This is a genomic window from Pseudomonas sp. JY-Q, assembly GCF_001655295.1.
Taxonomy (GTDB): Bacteria; Pseudomonadota; Gammaproteobacteria; order Pseudomonadales; family Pseudomonadaceae; genus Aquipseudomonas; species Aquipseudomonas alloputida.
Genome location: NZ_CP011525.1, coordinates 5,135,201 through 5,156,999 on the forward strand (window position 1 = coordinate 5,135,201; position 21,799 = coordinate 5,156,999).

16 protein-coding genes are annotated in these 21,799 nt (G+C 62.4%); 10 read left to right on the forward strand and 6 right to left on the reverse strand.

Features of this window, described 5'->3' with window-relative positions; genetic code table 11:
* The first annotated feature begins 26 nt into the window (after window positions 1-26).
* From AA098_RS23070 to AA098_RS23080, 3 genes are read left to right on the forward strand one after another with little or no spacing between them, the layout of a single operon-like run.
* Window positions 27-1,433 carry an FAD-binding oxidoreductase gene (locus tag AA098_RS23070; protein WP_064615029.1) on the forward strand — a complete coding sequence of 469 codons (1,407 nt, stop codon included), beginning with the start codon at window positions 27-29 and terminating at the stop codon, window positions 1,431-1,433.
* A gap of 33 nt (window positions 1,434-1,466) precedes the next feature.
* A complete protein-coding gene (locus tag AA098_RS23075; RefSeq protein ID WP_003248474.1) occupies window positions 1,467-1,808 on the forward strand; it encodes a cupin domain-containing protein in 342 nt (113 codons plus the stop codon).
* 52 nt (window positions 1,809-1,860) lie between these two features.
* Complete coding sequence (locus AA098_RS23080) at window positions 1,861-2,940, forward strand: polyamine ABC transporter substrate-binding protein (protein WP_003248478.1); 1,080 nt, start codon at window positions 1,861-1,863, stop codon at window positions 2,938-2,940.
* 119 nt (window positions 2,941-3,059) lie between these two features.
* Here AA098_RS23080 and AA098_RS23085 read toward each other — a convergent pair whose 3' ends face one another.
* Entirely contained in the window at window positions 3,060-4,643 is a 1,584-nt protein-coding gene (locus AA098_RS23085; RefSeq protein ID WP_003248481.1) for a peptide chain release factor 3, read from the reverse strand.
* Between the two features lie 557 nt (window positions 4,644-5,200).
* On the opposite strand from AA098_RS23085, the gene AA098_RS23090 reads away from it, so the two are divergent.
* From AA098_RS23090 to AA098_RS23105, 4 genes are read left to right on the forward strand one after another with little or no spacing between them, the layout of a single operon-like run.
* Window positions 5,201-5,914, forward strand: a complete 714-nt coding sequence (locus AA098_RS23090; RefSeq protein WP_004575998.1) for an ABC transporter permease — start codon at window positions 5,201-5,203, stop codon at window positions 5,912-5,914.
* Window positions 5,915-5,927: 13 nt separating this feature from the next.
* Window positions 5,928-6,839: a glycine betaine ABC transporter substrate-binding protein gene (locus AA098_RS23095; RefSeq protein ID WP_004575997.1), complete on the forward strand. Its 912-nt coding sequence runs from the start codon at window positions 5,928-5,930 to the stop codon at window positions 6,837-6,839.
* On the forward strand, window positions 6,836-7,489 hold the full coding sequence (locus AA098_RS23100; RefSeq protein ID WP_003248487.1) for an ABC transporter permease: 654 nt from the start codon (window positions 6,836-6,838) through the stop codon (window positions 7,487-7,489). The genes AA098_RS23095 and AA098_RS23100 overlap by 4 nt, the downstream gene beginning before the upstream one ends.
* Window positions 7,486-8,643, forward strand: a complete 1,158-nt coding sequence (locus AA098_RS23105; RefSeq protein ID WP_003248489.1) for a betaine/proline/choline family ABC transporter ATP-binding protein — start codon at window positions 7,486-7,488, stop codon at window positions 8,641-8,643. The genes AA098_RS23100 and AA098_RS23105 overlap by 4 nt, the downstream gene beginning before the upstream one ends.
* A 239-nt stretch (window positions 8,644-8,882) precedes the next feature.
* Here the strand turns inward: AA098_RS23105 and AA098_RS23110 are convergent, their stop codons facing one another.
* The 3 genes from AA098_RS23110 to AA098_RS23120 form a co-directional block, all read right to left on the reverse strand.
* On the reverse strand, window positions 8,883-11,312 hold the full coding sequence (locus AA098_RS23110; protein ID WP_003248491.1) for a TonB-dependent siderophore receptor: 2,430 nt from the start codon (window positions 11,310-11,312) through the stop codon (window positions 8,883-8,885).
* Window positions 11,313-11,420: 108 nt separating this feature from the next.
* Window positions 11,421-12,383: a FecR family protein gene (locus tag AA098_RS23115; RefSeq protein WP_054889331.1), complete on the reverse strand. Its 963-nt coding sequence runs from the start codon at window positions 12,381-12,383 to the stop codon at window positions 11,421-11,423.
* A 20-nt stretch (window positions 12,384-12,403) separates the two neighbouring features.
* Window positions 12,404-12,889, reverse strand: coding sequence for an RNA polymerase sigma factor (locus AA098_RS23120; RefSeq protein WP_064615030.1), 486 nt, complete (start codon window positions 12,887-12,889; stop codon window positions 12,404-12,406).
* A gap of 507 nt (window positions 12,890-13,396) precedes the next feature.
* Here AA098_RS23120 and AA098_RS23125 point away from each other — a divergent pair.
* Window positions 13,397-14,560 carry a type III PLP-dependent enzyme gene (locus tag AA098_RS23125; protein ID WP_003248498.1) on the forward strand — a complete coding sequence of 388 codons (1,164 nt, stop codon included), beginning with the start codon at window positions 13,397-13,399 and terminating at the stop codon, window positions 14,558-14,560.
* A gap of 183 nt (window positions 14,561-14,743) precedes the next feature.
* Here AA098_RS23125 and AA098_RS23130 read toward each other — a convergent pair whose 3' ends face one another.
* Together AA098_RS23130 and AA098_RS23135 are read right to left on the reverse strand one after the other, a co-directional pair.
* Window positions 14,744-15,493 (reverse strand): tetratricopeptide repeat protein, encoded by a 750-nt coding sequence (locus AA098_RS23130; protein WP_047603297.1) that lies wholly within the window; start codon window positions 15,491-15,493, stop codon window positions 14,744-14,746.
* 3 nt (window positions 15,494-15,496) lie between these two features.
* A complete protein-coding gene (locus tag AA098_RS23135; RefSeq protein WP_004577175.1) occupies window positions 15,497-16,177 on the reverse strand; it encodes a Fe2+-dependent dioxygenase in 681 nt (226 codons plus the stop codon).
* Between the two features lie 221 nt (window positions 16,178-16,398).
* Between AA098_RS23135 and AA098_RS23140 the strand changes: the two genes are divergently transcribed.
* Together AA098_RS23140 and AA098_RS23145 are read left to right on the forward strand one after the other, a co-directional pair.
* The gene (locus AA098_RS23140; protein ID WP_004577176.1) at window positions 16,399-18,681 is read left to right on the forward strand and encodes a TonB-dependent siderophore receptor; all 2,283 of its coding nucleotides are present in this window, start codon (window positions 16,399-16,401) and stop codon (window positions 18,679-18,681) included.
* 228 nt (window positions 18,682-18,909) lie between these two features.
* Window positions 18,910-21,462 (forward strand): sulfite reductase flavoprotein subunit alpha, encoded by a 2,553-nt coding sequence (locus AA098_RS23145; RefSeq protein WP_064615031.1) that lies wholly within the window; start codon window positions 18,910-18,912, stop codon window positions 21,460-21,462.
* The last annotated feature ends 337 nt before the right edge of the window (window positions 21,463-21,799 follow it).

A 21,799-nucleotide genomic window follows, 5' to 3' on the forward strand; every position in this document is an offset into this window, starting at 1 on the left:
CCTTGACGGATGTGGAGCCGAACCCGATGCAACCCCTGCGCACGCTCAGCCTGTGGATGGACCAGCTCGACGAGCCGCTGTGCGCGCGCCCGGCACTGCGCAATGACCTCGACGTTGACGTGTGCATCATCGGTGCCGGCTATACCGGCCTTTGGACCGCGTACTACCTCAAGCGCCAGGCACCCCAGCTGAACATCGCGGTGATCGAAGCCCAAATCGCTGGCTTCGGCGCCTCCGGTCGTAATGGGGGCTGGCTGATGGGCAACCTGCTCGGCGAAGACCGCCTGCTCGGCACCCTCTCGCCGCAACAGCGCCGCGCCAGCATCGACCTGCTGCACGGCATCCCGGATGAAGTGCATCGCGTGCTGCAAAGCGAAGGCATCGACTGCGACTACCGCAAAGGCGGCGTCCTTTATTGCGCGGCGCGCTACCCGGAGCAGGAACGCAGCCTGCGCGCCTACCTCGACGACTTGTATCGCCAAGGCATGACCGAGGACGACTACCGCTGGCTGAGCCCCGAGCAGCTGGGTAACCAGTTACGGGTCAGCAATGCGTTTGGAGCCATCTACAGCCCGCACACGGCGACCATCCAGCCAGCCAAGCTGGTGCGCGGCCTTGCCCGGGCAGTGGAGGCGCTGGGCGTATCGATCTACGAAAACACCCCGGCCATCGACTGGCAGCCGAGCGAGGTGCGTACCCCGCTGGCACAGATTCGCTGCCAGTGGATGGTGCCTGCCGTGGAGGGTTACGCCGCCAGCCTGCCGCCACTGGGCAAACACCAATTGCCAGTACAGAGCCTGCTGGTGGCCACCGAGCCGCTGCCAGAGGCCATCTGGGAGCAAATTGGCCTGAGCAAGGGCCAAGCCTTCAGTGAAAGCAGCCGCCAGGTCACCTACGGCCAGCGCACCGCCGACAACCGCCTGGTCTTCGGTGCCCGCGGTGGCTACCGCTTCGGTGGGCGTCTGCGCGAGAACTTCAACCTCGACGAACACGAAGTCGAACTGCGCCGCTACCTGTTCGGCGAACTGTTCCCGCAGCTCAAACAGGTACGCATCACTCATACCTGGGGCGGCAACCTCGGCATGGCGCGACGCTTCCGCCCACACATGCTTTGCGACCGCCAGCGCGGCATCGCCCTTGCCGGCGGCTACGGCGGCGAAGGCGTCGGGGCTACCAACCTGGGTGGGCGCACCCTGGCGGCGCTGATCCTCAACCAGCGCAACGAGCTGACGGCGCAACCCTGGGTGCTCGACAACCGCCCGCTATCGAGCCTGGCCAGCTGGCCTCCCGAGCCCTGCCGCTGGCTGGGCTACAACGCGATCATCCAGAGTTTCGTCCATGAGGACCGGACCCTCGCCAACCCCGCCAGTGCGCCGTGGAGGCGGCGCCTGGCCATCTCGGTTGCGGACTTCATGGAAGGCTTCATGCACTGACTTCCCTTTTCACTCGTACAGGATCCACCGGTCATGAGCATCACCCAGTTCAAGAACACCGAATTTGCCGTGCTCGACAGCTCCAACCCGGTCGCGGTACCGCTCGGCGAACCCGTGGCAGTCACGTCAGTCACCTGCGTGGAGCGCAGCGATGGCGTTGAGACCGGCATCTGGGAATGCACCCCAGGGCGCTGGCGGCGGCAGATCGTGCAACAGGAGTTCTGCCATTTCATCAAGGGCCGCTGCACGTTCACCCCCGACGGTGGCGAGCCCCTGGTCATAGAAGCCGGAGACGCATTGATGCTACCGGCCAACAGCACCGGCACCTGGGACATCCTGGAGACCGTGCGCAAGACCTACGTGCTTATTTTCTGATCCGCTGATCGCCTGCCTTCGATAACAACAGACAAAGCAAGGTAAACCCGACATGCGCACCTTCCTCCTCGCCCCCCTGATGCTGGCCGCCAGCGTGGCCAGCGCCGCTGAAACGGTGAAGATCTACAACTGGTCCAGCTACGTGGCCCCCGATACGTTGAAGAACTTCCAGCAAGCCAGCGGCATCGTGCCGACCTATGACGTGTACGACAGCAATGAAACCCTCGATGGCAAGTTGATGACCGGCAATTCCGGCTACGACGTGGTGTTCCCCTCCAACCATTTCATGGCCCGGCAGATCCAGGGCAAGGCCTTGAAGCGCCTGGACAAATCCCAGCTGCCTAACTGGCACAACCTCAACCCGGTGCTGCTCAAGGCGCTGGAGGTGAACGACCCGGGCAACCAGTACGGCTTCCCGTACCTGTGGGGCAGTACCGGTATTGGCTACAACATCGACAAGGTCAAGGCGGTGCTCGGCGACAACGCGCCCGTGGACTCCTGGGACCTGATCTTCAAGCCCGAGTACATGAGCAAGCTGAAAAGCTGTGGCGTCGCGGTGCTGGACAATGGCCCCGAACTGCTGCCGATCGCCCTGCACTACCTGGGCTTGCCCCATCACAGCCAAGACCCCAAGGACTACGAGAAGGCCAAGGACCTGCTGATGAAAGTGCGGCCTTACATCAGCTATTTCCACTCGTCCAAGTACACGGGCGACCTGGCCAACGGCGATATCTGCGTGGTAGTGGGGTTCTCGGGGGATGTGCTGCAGGCGAAGAACCGCGCCGATGAGGCGAACAATGGCGTGAAGGTGGGCTATTCGATACCTAAGGAGGGCGCGCCGATGTGGTTCGACATGGTCGCCATGCCCGTCGATGCGCCGGATGAAAAGGCCGGATATGCCTACATGAACTACCTGCTGCAGCCGGAGGTGATGGCCAACATCAGCAACCACGTCCAGTACGCCAACGGCAACCTCAAGGCGGACGGGCTGGTGGACCCGGCGATGAAGGGTAATACGATGATTTACCCGAGCGACGAGGTGATGGGCAAGCTGTATGCGCTGGAGGCGATGCCGGCGAAGATCGACCGTATTCGTACGCGAATCTGGACCAGTATCAAAGCAGGGAACTGATTTCACCCGCTACGCGATCACTGGCAGGAGCGGGTTTACCCGCGAATGCGTCGGTAGACTTGACGCCGCATTCGCGGGTAAACCCGCTCCTACACAGGGTCAGGAGCAGGCGACTGAGATCAGTGGTGCTCGCGGGTAGCGCGGAACTTGATGTCCGGCCAGCGCTCTTCCATCAGCGCCAGGTTGACCCGGGTCGGCGCCAGGTAGGTCAGGTGACCGCCGCCGTCGATAGCCAGGTTTTCCATGGCCTTGGTCTGGAATTCCTCGAGCTTCTTCTTGTCATCGCAGCTGATCCAGCGCGCCGACCAGACGGTGATAGGCTCGTAGGCGCACTCGACCTTGTACTCTTCCTTCAGGCGGCTGGCGACCACGTCGAACTGCAGCACACCGACCGCACCCAAGATGATGTCGTTGCTGCGCTCAGGGAAGAACACCTGAGTAGCACCTTCTTCGGCCAGCTGCTGCAGGCCTTGACGCAGTTGCTTGGATTTCAGCGGGTCTTTCAGGCGGACGCGGCGGAACAGCTCCGGCGCGAAGTGCGGGATACCGGTGAAGCCCAGCGCCTCGCCTTCGGTGAAGGTGTCGCCGATCTGGATGGTGCCGTGGTTGTGCAGGCCGATGATGTCACCGGCAAAGGCTTCTTCCAGCTGCTCACGCTCGGAGGAGAAGAACGTCAGCGCATCGCCGATACGCAGGTCTTTGTTCAAGCGCACGTGGCGCATTTTCATGCCCTTCTCGTACTTGCCCGAGCAGATGCGCATGAAGGCGATACGGTCGCGGTGTTTCGGGTCCATGTTCGCCTGGATCTTGAACACGAAGCCGGTGAACTTCTCTTCCACAGGCTCCACGGTGCGCTCGTGGGCCACACGGCCAAGCGGGCGCGGCGCCCAGTCGACCACGGCGTCGAGCACGTGGTCGACACCGAAGTTGCCCAGCGCAGTACCGAAGAACACCGGGGTCAGCTGACCGTTGATGAACTCTTCCTGGTTGAACTCGTGGCAAGCGCCCTGCACCAGCTCCAGTTGCTCGACGAACGAATCGTACTGGTCGCCCAGGTGCGCGCGGGCTTCGTCCGAGTCCAGCTTCTGGATGATCTTGGCTTCGGTGCGCTCGTGGCCGTGGCCCGGGGTGTACACCACGATGTAGTCACCGGTCAGGTGGTACACGCCCTTGAAGTCGCGGTAGCAACCGATCGGCCAGGTGATTGGCGCGGCCTTGATCTTCAAAACGGCTTCGATTTCGTCGAGCAGTTCGATCGGGTCGCGGATGTCTCGGTCGAGTTTGTTGATGAAGCTGACGATGGGCGTGTCGCGCAGGCGGCACACGTCCATCAGGGCGATGGTACGCGGCTCTACACCTTTACCGCCGTCGAGCACCATCAGCGCCGAGTCCACCGCGGTCAGGGTGCGGTAGGTGTCTTCCGAGAAGTCTTCGTGGCCGGGGGTGTCGAGCAGGTTGATCATGTGCTCGCGGTACGGGAACTGCATCACCGAGGTGGTGATGGAGATGCCGCGCTGCTTCTCCATTTCCATCCAGTCGGAGGTGGCATGGCGGTCGGACTTGCGCGACTTCACGGTACCGGCGACGGCAATGGCCTTGCCCATCAACAGCAGCTTCTCGGTGATGGTGGTCTTACCGGCGTCGGGGTGGGAAATGATTGCGAAAGTGCGGCGCTTCGCGACTTCGGCGGCCTGGTTGGTCATGGGAAATCGCCTGACTGGGGGATTTGAAAGGGGCAGTATCATACCTGAAGTTGGGCCTGGACCAAAATCTGCCGAATGAATGGCACCTGTGCCGGCCTCTTCGCGGGTAAACCCGCGCCTACAGGTACGACACAGGGTTCGGATGCGGTGCAGTCACTGTAGGAGCGGGTTTACCCGCGAAGAGGCCGGCACAGACAAAAGAAATCCAACAGGCAATCGATTTATCACGACAAATGCCAAAAGCGCAGTTATTTCAACGCCTGCAGCGTATTAAGCCGCTGTTTTTTCTCGCCAAAAATCCCGCAACCCAGCGATTAACGCTGGCCAAATGCCGCCTCAGATGGGAACCTTTACGCCCACGGAGACGTCCACTCCCCTGCAACCCGCTTCGGTTGGGGACTGGTTTCATCAGCATTTTCGGGCCCGACGGGGTTCGGCTCATGGCCTGATCGCAGCCTTCGGCTTGCATCTCGCTGCTACTCGCGAACACACCACCCGCCGCCAGGATTGGCCGGCTTCCAAGAAGTGTGCTCGCCGACAACACAAGGAGTCCGCCTGTGGCTAAACGCTACGGAAAGGGGCTGTTGGGATGGGCCGCCGTGCTCGTCATCCTGGCCCTGCTGGTCCACTGGATCGGCATCGACACGATCGCGCGTTATCGCGACGATCTTGGGTTCTACCTGCAAGCGCACCTGGTATTGGTGCTGGCTTCGATGGTGGCAGCGCTGGCCGTGGGCATCCCCGCCGGCATTGCGTTGAGTCGACCGCACCGGGTCGACAAAGCCGAGCGCTTCATGCAGTTCTTCAACGTTGGCAACACCATCCCCCCTCTGGCCGTTCTGGCCATCGCCCTGAGTATCCTGGGCATCGGCGCCGGGCCTGCGATCTTCGCACTGTTCCTCGCGTCCCTCCTGCCCATCGTGCGCAACACCTACGAAGGCCTGAAAAACGTCCCCGCATCGCTCAAGGAAGCCGCTACCGGCATCGGCATGACCCCGCGCCAGCAACTCTGGCAGGTGGAACTGCCCAACGCCGTGCCGATCATCGTCGGCGGCGTACGCGTGGCCCTGGCGCTGAACGTGGGCACCGCACCGCTGGCATTCCTGATCGGCGCCAACAGCCTGGGCAGCCTGATCTTTCCCGGCATCGCCCTGAACAACCAGCCGCAGCTGCTGCTGGGTGCCGCCTGCACCGCGCTGCTGGCACTGGTGCTGGACGCGGCGGTGAGTTTCTCCAGCAGGCGCTGGCTGGAACGTGGCCTGGCCCAATAAGGATAGGAAACGTATGAAGAAGAGAATCGCCTTGCTGCTGGGCGCGGCCCTGCTGTTCGCAGGAGTTGCCCAGGCAGCGGAAAAACCCCTGGTGCGCATCGGCGCGCGGGTGTTCACCGAACAGACCGTGCTCGCCGAAATCACCGCGCAGTACCTGCGCGCCAACGGCTTTGACGTACGCGTCACCACCGGCCTGGGCAGCAGCATTGCTCGCCAGGCCCAGGAAACCGGCCAGCTCGACCTGATGTGGGAATACACCGGGGTGTCGCTGGTGTCCTACAACCATATCGATGAGCGTATGCCCAGCGCCGAGGCCACCTACGCCAAGGTCAAGGAGCTGGATGCCAAAAAAGACCTGATCTGGCTGACCCCGTCGAAATTCAGCAACACCTATGCCCTCGGCTTGCCGAAGCAGGTCGCCGAGGCCTACCCGCAGATCAACTCGATCAGCGACCTCAATCAGGTGCTGCGCGACGAGCGCAAGCGTAATCACCTGGTGGCTCTGGACACCGAGTTCGCCAACCGCCCCGACGGCCTGGTCGGGCTCAAGGAAATGTACGACCTGCAGGTCGGCCGCGCCAACATCCGCCAGATGGACGCGGGCCTGGTCTACACGGCCATGCACAACAACCAGGTGTTCGCAGGCCTGGTCTACACCACCGACGGTCGCCTGAGCGCGTTCAACCTCAAGCTGCTCGAAGACGACAAGCACTACTTCCCCGACTACACCGCCGCCCCGGTGGTGCGCAAGGCCGTGCTCGACGCCAACCCGCAACTGGTCGCCCTACTCAAGCCACTGGCCGAGCAGCTCGATGACGAGACCATGCGCCAGCTCAATGCCAAGGTTGACGTAGACCACCAGAACCCGACCGCTGTGGCCGCCGCATTCCTGCGAGAGCATCCCCTCAAGGAGGTACAGCCATGAGCCTGCTCGACACGTTCGCCCACCTCGACTGGGCCCAGGTGCTGCAACTGACCTGGCAGCACATCATGCTGGTCGGCATCGCCGTCGGCCTGGCGATCCTCGTTGGCGTGCCGCTGGGCATCCTGATGACCCGCTTCCCGGCGGTGGCCGGCCCGCTGCAGGCCAGCGCCACAGTGCTGCTGACCATCCCCTCGATTGCGTTGTTCGGCCTGCTGCTGCCGTTCTACTCCAAGTTCGGCCAGGGGCTGGGCCCCTTGCCGGCGATCACTGCCGTGTTTCTTTATTCGCTGCTGCCAATCATGCGCAACACCTACCTGGCCCTGACCAATGTCGAGCCCGGTATCCGTGAAGCCGCGCGTGGCATCGGCATGACCTTCGGTCAGCGCCTGCGCATGGTCGAGCTGCCCATCGCCGTACCGGTGATCCTCGCCGGCGTGCGCACCGCCGTGGTGATGAACATCGGTGTGATGACCATTGCCGCCACCATCGGCGCCGGCGGCCTCGGCGTGCTGATCCTGACTTCCATCAGCCGCAGCGACATGTCGATGCTGCTGGTCGGCGCCGTACTGGTCAGCCTGCTGGCGATCATCGCCGACCTGCTGCTGCAAACCCTGCAACGTGCCCTGACTCCAGAAGGACTGCGCTCATGATCGAACTGAAGAACCTCAGCAAAACCTTCAACGTCAACGGCAAGGACGTCAAAGCCGTCGACTCGGTAAGCCTCACCGTCAATGAAGGGGAAATCTGCGTGTTCCTCGGCCCGTCGGGCTGCGGCAAGAGCACCACGCTGAAAATGATCAACCGCCTGATCACGCCCACCTCGGGCCAGGTGTTCATCAACGGCGAAGACACCACCGGCCTGGACGAAGTTACCCTGCGCCGGCACATCGGCTATGTGATCCAGCAGATCGGTCTGTTCCCCAACATGACCATCGAGGAGAACATTACCGTGGTCCCGCGCCTGCTTGGCTGGGACAAGCAGAAATGCCACGAGCGGGCTCGCGAGCTGATGCACATGATCAAGCTCGAACCCAAGCAGTACCTGCAACGCTACCCGCGCGAGCTATCTGGCGGCCAGCAACAGCGTATCGGCGTGATTCGCGCCCTGGCAGCAGATGCACCCGTGCTGTTGATGGATGAACCGTTCGGCGCGGTCGACCCGATCAACCGCGAAATGATCCAGAACGAGTTCTTCGAAATGCAGCGGGCGCTGAACAAGACCGTGATCATGGTCAGCCACGACATCGACGAAGCGATCAAGCTGGGCGACAAGATTGCCATCTTCCGTGCCGGCAAGCTGTTGCAGCTGGATCACCCGGATACCCTGCTGGCGCACCCGGCGGATGATTTCGTCAGCAACTTTGTGGGCCAGGACAGCACCCTCAAACGCCTGTTGCTGGTGCGTGCCGAGGATGCAGCGGACAACGCGCCGTCGGTGAGCCCGGAAACACCGGTGGGCGACGCGCTGGAGCTGCTGGATGAGCACGACCGCCGCTACGTGGTGGTGACCGATGCGCAAAACAAGGCCTTGGGCTATGTGCGCCGGCGCGACATGCACCGCCAGCAAGGGACGTGTGGCGATTTCCTGCGGCCGTTCAATGCCACGGCCTCGTACGATGAGCACTTGCGCATCCTGCTGTCGCGCATGTACGAGTTCAACCGCGCGTGGTTGCCGGTGCTGGATGCCGAGCAGGTGTTCTTGGGCGAGGTGACGCAGGAGTCGATTGCCGCGTACCTGAGCTCGGGGAGATCGCGGGGGGCGAAAAGCAGTATCGTTTCGCCGGCCGAGGCGGTGGTTTCGTAATCGTCGGGGGCGCTTTGCGCCCCTTCGCGGGTAAACCCGCTCCTACAACGGCCTGTGTTCAATCCCCGATGTATGTCCACCACCGATCATGTGTAGGAGCGGGTTTACCCGCGAATACGGTGGTGGCGGCAACGGTGAACGACTGGTGAAAATTGGCCAGCAGGCCCGGCCCTTTCGCGGGTAAACCCGCTCCTACAAGAGCGAGCGAAGGGCCGCAAAGCGGCCCCGGCAATCTCGGATCAAAACCCAACACTGGCCTGCACGTAGAAGGTCCGCGGCTCACCCACGTAAAGGCCGGCATTGTTGTCACTGGAGCGGGTGAAGTACTGCTTGTCGAACAGGTTCTTCACCCCCGCCGCCAGCTTCAGGTTGGACAGTTCAGGCCCGAATTCATACCCACCGCGGGCATGCCAGGTCACATAACCCGGAATATCGCCATACTGCCCGTCGGCACTTGGCTGGGTAATGTAATCGCCATTGAAGCTGCCATCGGCATTGATCCCGGTTCCCGGCGCACGCTGCTTCGATTGGGCATAGGCGTCCAGGTTCCAGGTCCAGCGGTTAACTGCGTAACGCACCCCGGCAGTGGCCACCTGGCGTGAATAGAACGGCAGGTCTCGGCCCTTGAACCCTGGGATATCCCCTTCATAGGTCGCGCGGGTATAGGTGTAGCCACCGCTCACCGACAGCCCGTCCAGGCGCGGGTCCAGCCCGGCCAGGTCATAACGCACCGAAGCCTCGATGCCCTGGTGCTTGGTCGCACCGAGGTTGGTCCAGCCCACGTCGTTGCTGATGTACTGCAGCTCATCATCGAAGTCGATGTAGAACGCCGTCAGCTCACCGGCAAAGCCGCCATTGTCATAACGGGTACCGATTTCGTAGGTCTTGGCTTTTTCCGGCTCCAGGCCATTGGCCGTACTGTTGCCAGAACCGCCCTGGCCCAGCTGGAAGTACTGCAGGCTACCGAACGAAGTCTCGTAGTTGGCGAACACCTTCCAGGCATCGGAAACGTGGTACATCACGCTCAGTGCCGGCAAAGGCTCGTTGCTGGTGATGCTGCGCTTCTTCTCGGCTACCGGGCGGTTGTTGGCGTCCAGCACCGGGCGGTCGCGCCAGTCGGTATTGATGTGTTCGAAGCGCACGCCAGGGGTGATGGTCCAGTTGCCCACGTCGATCTTGTCGTCGATGTAGTAGGCGCTGGCCTCGGTGCCGCCACTGCGGTCCTGGAACACGTGGCCGTCGGAAGTCGGGGTCACCGTCGGCACGTTGTCGATCAGCGCCAGGCGAGTCGATTGTTCGCGCATCGCTTCCTTCAGGTAACGGTAACCGACACTGACTTCCTGGGTGGTTGGGCCGGCAAAGAAGATGCGCGACACACGGGGTTCGATGGCAAAGGTGTGGTAGTTGCGCGGGTACGACGACAACGTCTTCATGTCCCGCGAGGCGATGGTGCTGCCGCGGAAGCTGTCGGTGTAGTAGGTCAGCACTTCGAACTGGGTGGCATCGTCGAGCTGCCGCTGCCATTTGAACGACACATCCTTGCGCCGGCCCGCGAAGTAGTCGTAATCGCGCAGCGACTGGTACGGGTTGCTGTCGTATTGGGCCTGGGTCAGGCCACCCGGCATGTCGGCACGGCCATCGTAATAATGGAAGTTGAGCCAGAACTCATCGACATCGGTTGGCGCCCAATGCGTCTTGAGGATTACGTCATCGATGTCGTTGCCGTTGTTGCTTTCACGGTAACCGTTGCCATTCACCCCGGTGTACAACAGCGCCACGCCCATGCCATTGTCGGCCGTGCCACCGACGAAGGCTGACTCGGTGTGTTTCCAGCCACCGTGCTGAGAGGTCTCCAGGGTGGTGGACAGCTCTGCCGAGGCCTTTTCCGGAATCGCCCGGGTTACAAAGTTGATCACGCCGCCCACGTTCTGCGGGCCATAGCGCACCGAGCCGGCACCGCGCACGACGTCGATGCTGTCGAGGTTGCCAGAAGAAATCGGTGCCATCGACAGCTGTGGCTGGCCATACGGCGCGAAGGCGGCCGGGATGCCATCGATCAGTACCGTGGAGCGCGGCGACAGGCGCGAAGTAAGGCCGCGTACGCCCACGTTCAGCGACAGGTCGCTGCCACCGGTCCCGTTGGAGTCCTGCACTTGCACGCCGGGGATGCCGCGCAGCACGTCGCGCACGTTCATTGCGCCCTTCTCCACCATTGCCTCGCGGCGTACCACGGTGCGTGCCCCAGGGTGGTTCTGTACCACGCTCTGCTGGGCATCACCCAGCCAGTCACCGACCACCTTGATGTCGGTGGGTGCCAGCTCCAGGCTGCCGCTGCCCAGGTCAAGGGTAGTCGGCAGAGGCTTCACCACAACGGTGTCCCCGGACATCTCGTAGGTGAGCCCGCTGCCTTGCAACAGCTGTTGCAGCGCCTGCACCGGCGCCAGGTTGCCCGATACCGCCGGGGCCTGTTTGCCGGCGACCAGCTCGGGGCTGAAAAACAGCTGCAGGCTGGTTTGCTGGCCGAGCTGGTTCAGCGCCGAACCCAACGGCTGGGCCTGGATGTGGAGGGCATTAGCGGCCTCTGCGGCCTGGCTGCCAACGGCCACAGTACTGACCGCCAGGGCCAGCGCCAGGGCGCGAAAGCGTGGGAGAGGTTTGTTGTTGTTCACGTCGTCGAAACATCCTGGAATGCGGAATAAACGCCAACCGCGTGCAAATGGAAATGCTTGGCAGTTGCAGCTGGCGAGGAAGACGAACGAGTGAAAAAAAACCTGAATCTAGTTGGCGATTATTTCGCTGGAGCCGTCTTCATGGGCTTTGATGGCCACCGGGAGGATGCTCGGCAAGGCCCGCAGCAGAGCGTCTGTATCGTTGGTACTGAAGGTACCGGACAGGCGCAGCCGGGCGACTTTCCCAGGGGCGACCCGCAATGGCTGGCGACGGTAGCGCGAGGTTTCGGCCACTACTTCGGCGAGGGTTGCGTTGTCGAACACCAGCTTGTCCTGTCGCCATGCGGTCATGGCGCCGGTGTTGACCGCATAGGGTGCGGCGACCAGGCCCTGTGCATCTATATGCGACCCCTGCCCGGCCGTCAGTAGCGCCGGCGAGTCGCCCTTGCCCTGCACCCGCACCGACCCCTGTTCCACCGCCACACGGGTGCTGGCTGGGTCCAGGCGGACGTCAAAGCGGGTACCTGTGACGATCACACTGCCCTGGGCAGTGTCGACCACAAATGGCCGGTTACTGTCATGGGCGACGCTGAACATCACTTCACCGGCGTTCAGGCGCACGTGCCGCTGGCCGGCGCTGAACTTGACCTGCACCTGCGTGCTGCCATTGAGCTCCAGATGCGAGCCATCCGGCAGTTCGACCTGACGGCGCTCATTGAAGGCCGTCTGCAGGCTGCCTTGATGGTTCAGTTGCAGGTGGTGCCAGCCGCCCCAGCCCAGGCCCAGCGCCACTACCGCAACACTGGCGGCCAACGCCTGGCGCATGAAACGCCGTCGTGGCAGCTGCTGCACCGGGTCTGGCTGGCACAGCGCCTCCAGGTGCTGGCGTGGAATGAAGCCGGCGGCCTGCCACACGCGGCAGAGATGCTCATATTCTTCCCGGTGGTGCTCGTCGCTCGCCAACCAGGCATGCAACTGCGTGTGCAGCCCGGCATCCCGAGGCGCATCCTGCACGCGGGCGAACCATGCGGCCGCCTGCTCGCGGACGGCATCGGTACCGTGCTGTTTCATCGAAAAGGCCTCCTGACTCTTCATGCCGACACATCCAGGTGCTCACGCAAGTGCCGAAGCGTGCGGATCATATACTTTTCGACCATGTTCTTGCTCAACCCCATGCGCTCGGCAATCTCGGCCTGGGTCAGGCCTTCGAGCTTCTGCCAGATGAACACCTGCCGGCAGTTGAGTGGCAGCTCGGCCAGGGCCCGCTCGACGCTGTCGGCCAGCTCCAGGGCATGCACGTAGGCTTCCGGGTCGCCACTGCCGGTTGCGCCTTCGTCGAAGGCTTCCCGCTCCAGGGCCTGGCGGCGGTCTTCGCGACGGAAGCCATCCACGGCGATGTTGCGCGCAGCCTGATGCAGGTAGGCGCGTGGCTGCTCAACCTGCTCGCGCGGGGTTTCCAGTACCCGGACAAAGGCATCGTGGGTGAGATCCTCGGCCTGCTGACGACTGCGCAGCTTGCGCGTCCAGGTGCCGATCAGCTCATGGTAGTGGTCGAGGAAGCCTTTGTGTCCGGACACGGTCGGGGGTCATCAGGGAGGCAGATAAGGGTGCGAATAGTAATGTTTCGCATCAAAAGCAGCAAATCCGCCAGTCGGTAACAAAAAATTTATGGGCGATTTCCTGTACGGGGGTACCAGGAAAATGTGGCCATAAATATGAACACCTCCGGCCCTTTCGCGGGCAAGCCCGCCCCCACATGGAACGCGTATCCCCTGTAGAAGCGGGCTTGCCCGCGAAGGGCCCAACACGCTCCATTCCACAATTTTTTACGCTTGAAAGATCGCAGGGAACATCAGCCGGTCACACGAGTCGGTTATTCAAATGGCTGGTCGTCGATCCACGTCGATCACGCCCGGATTGCCTGTTGATTCTGCATTCTTCACGCCCTAAAGTGCGCGCCGAACGTCCATGCTGGAAACGATCCATCCGGCTCAAGTACTGAGTAGGCGAACCAAAGTGGGGATACGGAGGACGTTCAGTTTGCAGCCACTTAATCTTTCAGTTTGCCCATGGAGTCCCTGAGCATGTCGATCCAGGTCGAAGACTATTTCGCGCGTGAAACCTTCCAGAAAATGAAGGCGTTCGCTGACAAGCAGGAAACCCCGTTCGTACTCATCGACACCCAGATGATCAGCCAGGCGTACGACGACCTGCGCGCCGGTTTCGAATTTGCCAAGGTTTACTACGCGGTCAAGGCCAACCCGGCCGTGGAAATCATCGACCTGCTCAAAGAGAAAGGTTCGAGCTTCGACATCGCCTCGATCTACGAGCTGGACAAAGTGATGGGCCGCGGTGTCAGCGCCGACCGTATCAGCTACGGGAACACCATCAAGAAGTCCAAGGACATCCGCTACTTCTACGAGAAGGGCGTGCGCCTGTACGCCACCGACTCGGAAGCCGACCTGCGCAACATCGCCAAGGCCGCACCGGGCTCGAAAGTGTACGTGCGTATTCTGACTGAAGGCTCCACCACTGCCGACTGGCCACTGTCCCGCAAGTTCGGCTGCCAGACCGACATGGCCATGGACCTGCTGATCCTCGCCCGCGACCTGGGCCTGGTGCCTTATGGCATCTCCTTCCACGTGGGCTCGCAGCAACGCGACATCAGCGTATGGGACGCCGCCATCGCCAAGGTCAAGGTAATCTTCGAACGCCTGAAAGAAGAAGACGGCATCGAACTGAAGCTGATCAACATGGGTGGTGGCTTCCCGGCCAACTACATCACCCGTACCAACAGCCTGGAAACCTACGCCGAAGAAATCATCCGTTTCCTCAAGGAAGACTTCGGTGACGAACTGCCGGAAATCATCCTCGAGCCCGGCCGTTCGCTGATCGCCAACGCCGGCATCCTGGTCAGCGAAGTGGTGCTGGTCGCACGTAAGTCGCGTACCGCCGTCGAGCGCTGGATCTACACCGACGTGGGCAAGTTCTCCGGCCTGATCGAAACCATGGACGAAGCCATCAAGTTCCCGATCTGGACCGAGAAGAAAGGCGAAGCCGAAGAAGTGGTCATCGCCGGCCCGACCTGCGACAGCGCCGACATCATGTACGAGAACTACAAGTACGGGCTGCCGCTGAACCTGGCCATCGGTGACCGCCTGTACTGGCTGTCGACCGGCGCCTACACCACCAGCTACAGCGCAGTGGAATTCAACGGCTTCCCGCCGCTGAAGGCTTACTACCTGTAATGCACAACGGGGCCGAAAGGCCCCGTTTTCATGTGCGTGCTGTCGATGCTGGCCTCTTGGTGGGTAAACCGTACAACGGCCTGCGCCCAACCACCGATGCGTGTGTAGGAGCGGGTTTACCCGCGAATACGGTGGCGGCGGCAACAGTGAACGGCCAGTGGAAATTGGCCGGCACAGTCAACCTCACTCACCACGCCGATCGATCTCCTCGGCATACCGCGCCGCAAAGGCCATCAACACCGGCCCCGCACCCTGCAGGGTTACCAACGCAGCACGCAGGAAATTCATGTTCCCCGCAACCCGGGCCTGCTCCAGCCACTGCCCTGCCTCGGCCAACTGCCCACGCTCGACCAGCACCAGCGCCAGGCTGAACATCCCACGAAAATCCCCCGCCTCGGCCGAACGCCGATACCAGCGCACCGCCCGCGCCGGGCTGGGTGCCGTGGCAATGCCCTGCTCCAGGTAACGCCCATACAGGTTCATCGATTTGGCATGCCCCAGCTGCGCAGCCTTCTCGTAGCACATCAGTGCCTGCGCCTGATTGGCCGGCACCCCACGCCCGGTCGCCAGAAGGTTGCCCAGGTTATACAGGCCCCAGTCCAAACCCGAATCGGCCGCACGGGCGTAGTGAACGGCCGCCTGCACCAAACTCACCTCGCCGCCCCAGCCATGCTCCAGGCAACGCCCGAGCATGTTGTGCGCCATGGCACTGCCACCCTGTGCAGCGATACCGAACCAACGCCGGGCAACCGTGGCATCCTGCTGGATGCCACGCCCATCCAGCAGGATCTGCCCCAGCAGCAACTGCGCCTCGACCGCGCCCTGCCCCGCTGCCGCCAGAATCGCCTGGGCGGCCTTGCCAGGGGTTTCCTCGAGCATGGCCTGCAAGCCGGCCACATCCACTACTTCCTCACGTCGCAGCAGGTAGGACACGGCTCAGACCTCAGCCCAGCGGCGCAGCAAGTTATGGTAGGTGCCCGTCAGCTGCAACAGCGAAGGATGGTCCGGCACATCGGCGGTCAGTTGCTGGATGGCGTTGTCCATCTCGAACAGCAGCGCCCGCTGGCTGTCATCGCGCACCAGGCTCTGGGTCCAGAAGAATGCGGCATAGCGTTGGCCACGGGTTACTGGGTTGACCTTGTGCAGGCTTGTGCCGGGGTACAGCACCATGTCACCGGCGGCCAGCTTGATCTGCTGCACGCCATAGGTGTCCTGGATCACCAGCTCACCGCCGTCGTAGCTTTCCGGGTCACTGAGGAACAGCGTGGAAGACAGGTCGGTACGCACCCGCTCCGGGCTGCCCTTGGGCTGGCGCAGGGCGTTGTCGATGTGGAAACCGAAGTTGCCGCCTTCGCGGTAGCAGTTGATCAGCGGCGGGAACACCTTGTGCGGCAAGGCTGCCGACATGAAGCGTGGGGTTTTCCACAGGCGGTCGATCAGCGCACTGCCGATTTCCTTGGCCAGCGCATGACCTTCCGGCAACTGCAGGTTGTGCTTGGCCTTGGCCGACTGATAACCCGCCGTAACCTTGCCATCGGCCCAGTCGGCCCGCTCCAGCGCCTCGCAGATACGGGCCAGTTCATCAGCGTCGAACAGGCCTGGGATGTGAAGCAGCATGGCAACGGCACCGTTAGGAAATGTAAAGGCGCAATGATATTGATTCCCTTTTGCGCTACACAAGCCCCATTCGCCACTTAAGACGTTTAAGCGGCATGAAACCGTAAAGACAAATTGTAAAGATTGTAAATTCTTCACGAATGGTAACGAGTCTCAATTGTTAGTCAAAATTGCTTACATTAAGATCCACCGCCTCAATACCTTGGGGAAGGTTCTTTGCAATGCGCCAGTACGTACCATCTGCTGTGAGTTCGCCACGCCTGATCGTGTCTGCCATCGGTGTCGCCCTGAGTGCCTCGTCGGTCTATGCCGCCGATCCGGCCGCCAGCAGCGCCATCACCCTCGATGCCACCAGCGTCAACGGCAAGGCTGAACAAGCCAGCACCGATTACAAGGTGGACAAGGCCGCCTCGCAGAAGTACACCGCGCCGCTGGTAGACACCCCGCGCTCGATAACCGTGATCCCGCAGCAAGTGATCAAGGACACCAACGCCCTGACCCTGCAGGATGCCCTGCGCACCGTGCCAGGCATTACTTTCGGCGCTGGCGAAGGCGGCAACCCACAAGGTGACCGCCCGTTCATCCGCGGCTTCGACGCCCAGGGCGATACTTACCTGGACGGCGTACGTGACACTGGCGCCCAAACCCGCGAAATCTTCGCCATCGAATCCGTTGAAGTGGCCAAGGGGCCGAACTCGGCCATCGGTGGCCGCGGCGCGGCCGGCGGTACCATCAACCTGGTAAGCAAACGCGCGCATCTGGGCAACTCGCTGGACGGCGCCTGGACCTGGGGCAGCGACCAGACCCAGCGCTACACCTTCGATGGCAACTACCAGTTCAGCGATACCGTTGCCGGTCGCCTGAACCTGATGACCCACGAAAGCAACGTCGCCGGCCGCGACAAGGTCAACTACGACCGCTGGGGTATCGCCCCGTCGCTGGCCTTTGGCCTGGGCACGCCGACCCGCGTCAACCTTGACTACTACCACCTGGAAAGCGACGACCTGCCGGATTCGGGTATCCCTTACAGCATCCCCGTTACTGGCAGCGCTGCCCGTACTTCGGCGCACCCGAGCAAGCCGATCGATGGCGGTGACAGCGACAACTTCTACGGCTTAACCGGTCGCGACTTCCGCAAGAGCCGCGTGGACATCGCCACTTTCGCCATCGAGCACGACCTGACCGACTCGCTGACCATCAAGAACACCCTGCGTCACGGCAACAGCATGCAAGACTACGTGCTGACCCAGCCGGATGACAGTGCCGGCAACGTGAACAACAACGGTGTATGGCGTCGTGCCAACACCCGCGTGGGTAACACCGCCACCACCACCAACCAGACCGACCTGTTCGGCGAGTTCTTCGTCGGCGGTTTCAAAAACAACTTCTCGACCGGTATCGAACTCACCAAGGAAGAATCCGACCGCCAGAGCTACACCGTCACGCCAAACAGCAAGCTCACCTGCACCGGGCCTGGCAATGGTGGTAGCTGCACCTCACTGAGCGACCCTAACCCGGACGACACTTGGGACGGCACTGTCTCGCGCAACTACGCCGGCACCAAGACCAGCGGCAAGACCCGAGCGATCTATGTCTTCGACACATTGGAGCTCACACCCCAATGGCTGCTGAACATGGGCCTGCGTTACGACCATTTCGATACCAAGTTCCGCACCTACGACGCCAGCGGCGCAACCGTCTTGAACAAGAACGGCGTACCCACCAAAGGTCGCGACAAAAGCGAATTCTTCACGGGCCAGCTGGGTCTGGTGTGGAAGCCAGCCGAGAACGGTAGCATCTATATTTCCTACGCCACCTCGGCGACACCGCCAGGCGCAATGCTCGGCGAAGGTACTGAGACCAACTCACTGCCAGGTACAACCGACCGCAGCGGCAATATTCTGGGCAGCGACCTGGAACCAGAAGAAACCACCAACTACGAAATCGGTACCAAGTGGGACTTACTGGACGAACGCTTGTCGCTGGCAGCGGCGCTTTTCCGCACTGAGAAGGAAAACGCCCGCGTTCAGGTGGACACCACTACCTACGAGAACGTCGGCGAAACTCGCGTGCAGGGTATCGAACTGTCGGCCAGCGGCAAGCTGACCGACAAGTGGCAGGTGTTCGCCGGCTACACCTACATGCAGGCTCGCCAGATCGACGGCGGCCCGGTGGGCAAGGCCAACGACGGCAACCAGCTGCCGAACACGCCAAACAACAGCGCCAGCCTGTGGACCACCTACTCGATCACGCCAAAGCTGACCGTTGGCGGTGGTGCGTTCTACGTGGATGACGTGTACGGCAGCGTGGCCAACACCACCATGGTCGACAGCTACGTACGCTACGACGCCATGGCCGCCTACAAGCTGACCAAGAACGTCGACCTGCAACTGAACGTGCAGAACCTGACCAACGAGGTGTACTACGACAAGGCCTTCTCCACCCACTTCGCCAACCAGGCGGCCGGGCGGACGGCACTGCTGACCACCAGCGTGCACTTCTGATGTCTGGGTTGGGTTGATCTGTTGAAGGGCTGCGCCTGTGCGGGCCCTTTCGCGGCCAAAGCCGCTCCTGCGTTGCCGGTGCAGGAGCGGCCTTAGCCGCGAAGAGGCCCGCACAGACAACACGAAAAGCAGCCCACCTGGCCCCGTTCATTCCTGTGAGCGGGGCTTTTGCGTATCAAGGCATAATGCACGCCGCGCGGGTCGCGGCAGCAACTCAAGGTGAGAAACGTGGTGAAGAAGACGCTGTTCCAATTGCACTGGTTCTTTGGCATCACCGCTGGCCTGGTGCTGGCCTTGATGGGCATTACCGGGGCGCTGTACTCGTTCCAGGAAGAACTGCTGCGCGCATTCAATGCCGATGTACTCAAGGTAGAAGTACGCACCGAAGGCGTGCTACCGCCGGCCGAGCTGGTTAAGCGGGTCGAAGCCCAGCAACACGACAAAGTCTCGATGCTGTGGGTCGACGTGCGCGAAGGCAACGCTGCACGGATCTTCTTCATGCCCGCACCGGGCGAACGCCGTGGCGAGCTGCGCTATGCCGACCCGTACACCGGCGAACTCAAGGGCGAAGCGGCCGGGCAAGGCTTCTTCAACCTCATGCTCAAGCTGCACCGCTTCCTCGCCATGGGCGATACTGGCCGGCAAATCACCGGGGCCTGCACCCTGATGCTGGTGTTCTTCTGCCTGTCCGGCCTTTACCTGCGCTGGCCGCGTAAAGCGCTGGACTGGCGCACCTGGCTGACCTTCGACTGGGCCAAGAAAGGCCGCGCCTTCAACTGGGACCTGCACGCCGTTGCCGGCACCTGGTGCCTGCTGTTCTATCTTCTGTTCGCCCTGACCGGGCTGTTCTGGTCCTATGAGTGGTACCGTGAAGGCCTGAACAAGCTGCTGGCCGACGCGCCAGCCGCGGGCCAGCAGCAAAAACGAGGTGAAGGCCGTGGCCGGCACGGGCCGCAAACAGTCGACAAGAATGCGCCACCGCTGGTGGTGGACTACGACGCCATCTGGGCCAACCTCCAGGAGGCCGCAGGCCCAGGCCTGTCCACCTACAACCTGCGCCTGCCACCTGCTGGCGGTCAGCCGGCCAACCTGTTCTACCTGCTCGACAACGCCGCGCACCCACGTGCCTTCAATACCCTGGTCCTTGACCCGGCCACCGGCCAAGTTAAGAAGCACGATCGCTACACCGACAAGTCATTCAAGGCGCAGTTGCTGCAGAGTGTTTACGCCTTGCACGTCGGCGAATACTTCGGCTTGCCGGGGCGCATCATCGTCACCATCGCCAGCCTCACCATGCCGTTGTTCTTCGTCACCGGCTGGCTGCTGTACCTCGACCGCCGCCGCAAGAAACGTCAGGTGCGCGCAGCCCGTGGCAACGTCGCCAACAGCGGCACTGGCGACGGCTGGCTGATCGGCTTCGCCAGCCAGAGTGGCTTTGCCGAACAGTTGGCCTGGCAGAGTGCCGAGCAGCTGCAGGCAGCTGGCCAGCCCGTTCAAGTGCGCGCCCTTGCCGAGCTGGGTGAAAACGACCTGCGCCAGGCCCATCGCGCGCTCTTCGTGGTGAGTACATTCGGCGACGGCGAAGCGCCCGACAGCGCTCGCGTCTTCGAGCGCAAGGTGCTCGGCCAGCCTTGGGCACTGAACAACCTCAACTATGCCCTGCTCGCCCTCGGTGATCGTCAGTACCCGCACTTCTGCGGTTTCGCTCGTCGTCTCCAGGCGTGGCTGGGGGAGCGCGGTGCCAGCAGTGCATTCAGCCCGGTGGAAGTGGACAACGCCGACCAGGCCGCCCTGCAGCAATGGCAGCAGGAACTGGCGCAACTGACGGGCGTCCAGCCGGTGGCCGCCTGGCAGCCGCCAACCTTTGCCAACTGGTCGCTGGTGCGCCGCAAACTGCTCAACCCCGGCAGCCAAGGCCAACCGGTGTACCTGCTTGGCCTGCAGGCTGCAGAACCTGCGAGCTGGGAAGCCGGCGACCTGGTGGAGGTACTGCCGCTGAATGGGCAGCCACGGATCGACGCGTTCCTCAAGGGCATGGCACTGGACGCCAGCAGCCAGGTGCAGGTGAATGGCCTGAGCGAAACCCTTGCCCAGGCACTCGCTGGCCGCCAACTGCCGACGCGCCGCGACCACCTGATCGGCTTGCAGCCACAAGCGCTGGTCGATGCACTGGTGCCAATCGGTTGCCGCGAGTACTCCATCGCCTCGATCGCCAGCGATGGTGTGCTGGAGCTGATCGTGCGCCAGGAACGCCACCCCGACGGCAGCCTTGGCTTGGGCTCTGGCTGGCTGACCGAATACCTGCCAATGAATGGCACCCTGAGCCTGCGCCTGCGGCGTAACAGTGGCTTCCATCTGCCTGAGGCTGCTGCGCCGATGATCCTGATCGGCAACGGCACTGGCCTGGCGGGCCTTCGCAGCCTGTTGCGCGCGCGGGTCAATGCCGGTGAGCAGCGCAACTGGCTGTTGTTCGGCGAGCGTAATCGGGCGCATGACTTGCTGTGTGGCGATGAGCTGCACGCTTGGCTGGACAACGGTGACCTGGCACGGCTGGACCTGGCGTTCTCGCGCGATCAGGCTGAGAAGGTGTATGTGCAGGACGTGATGCTGGAGCAGGCCGAGGACTTCAAGCGCTGGGTGGCCGACGGGGCTTGCGTGTATGTCTGCGGCAGCCTGCAAGGCATGGCGGCGGGGGTGGATGCGGCGCTCAAAGGCATGCTGGGTGAAGCTGCTGTACAGCAGTTGATCGAGGATGGGCGGTATCGGCGGGATGTGTATTGATCGGTGTGTAGGAGCGGGTTTACCGGCGAATACGGTGGCGGCGGCAACGGTGAACGGCCGGTGGAAATTGGCCAGCAGGGCCGGCCTCTTCGCGGGTAAACCCGCTCCTACGACGGCCTTTCCCCAACCACCGATACGTGTGTAGGCGCGGGTTTACCCGCGAATACGGTGGCGGCGGCAACGGTGAACGTCGGATGGAAATTGGCCAGCAGGGCCGGCCCTTTCGCGGGTGAACCCGCTCCTACACAACGGCCTGTGACCCGCCGATACGTGTGTAGGCGCGGTTTTCCCGCGAATACGGTGGCGGCGGCAATGGTGAACGACAGGTGGAAATTGG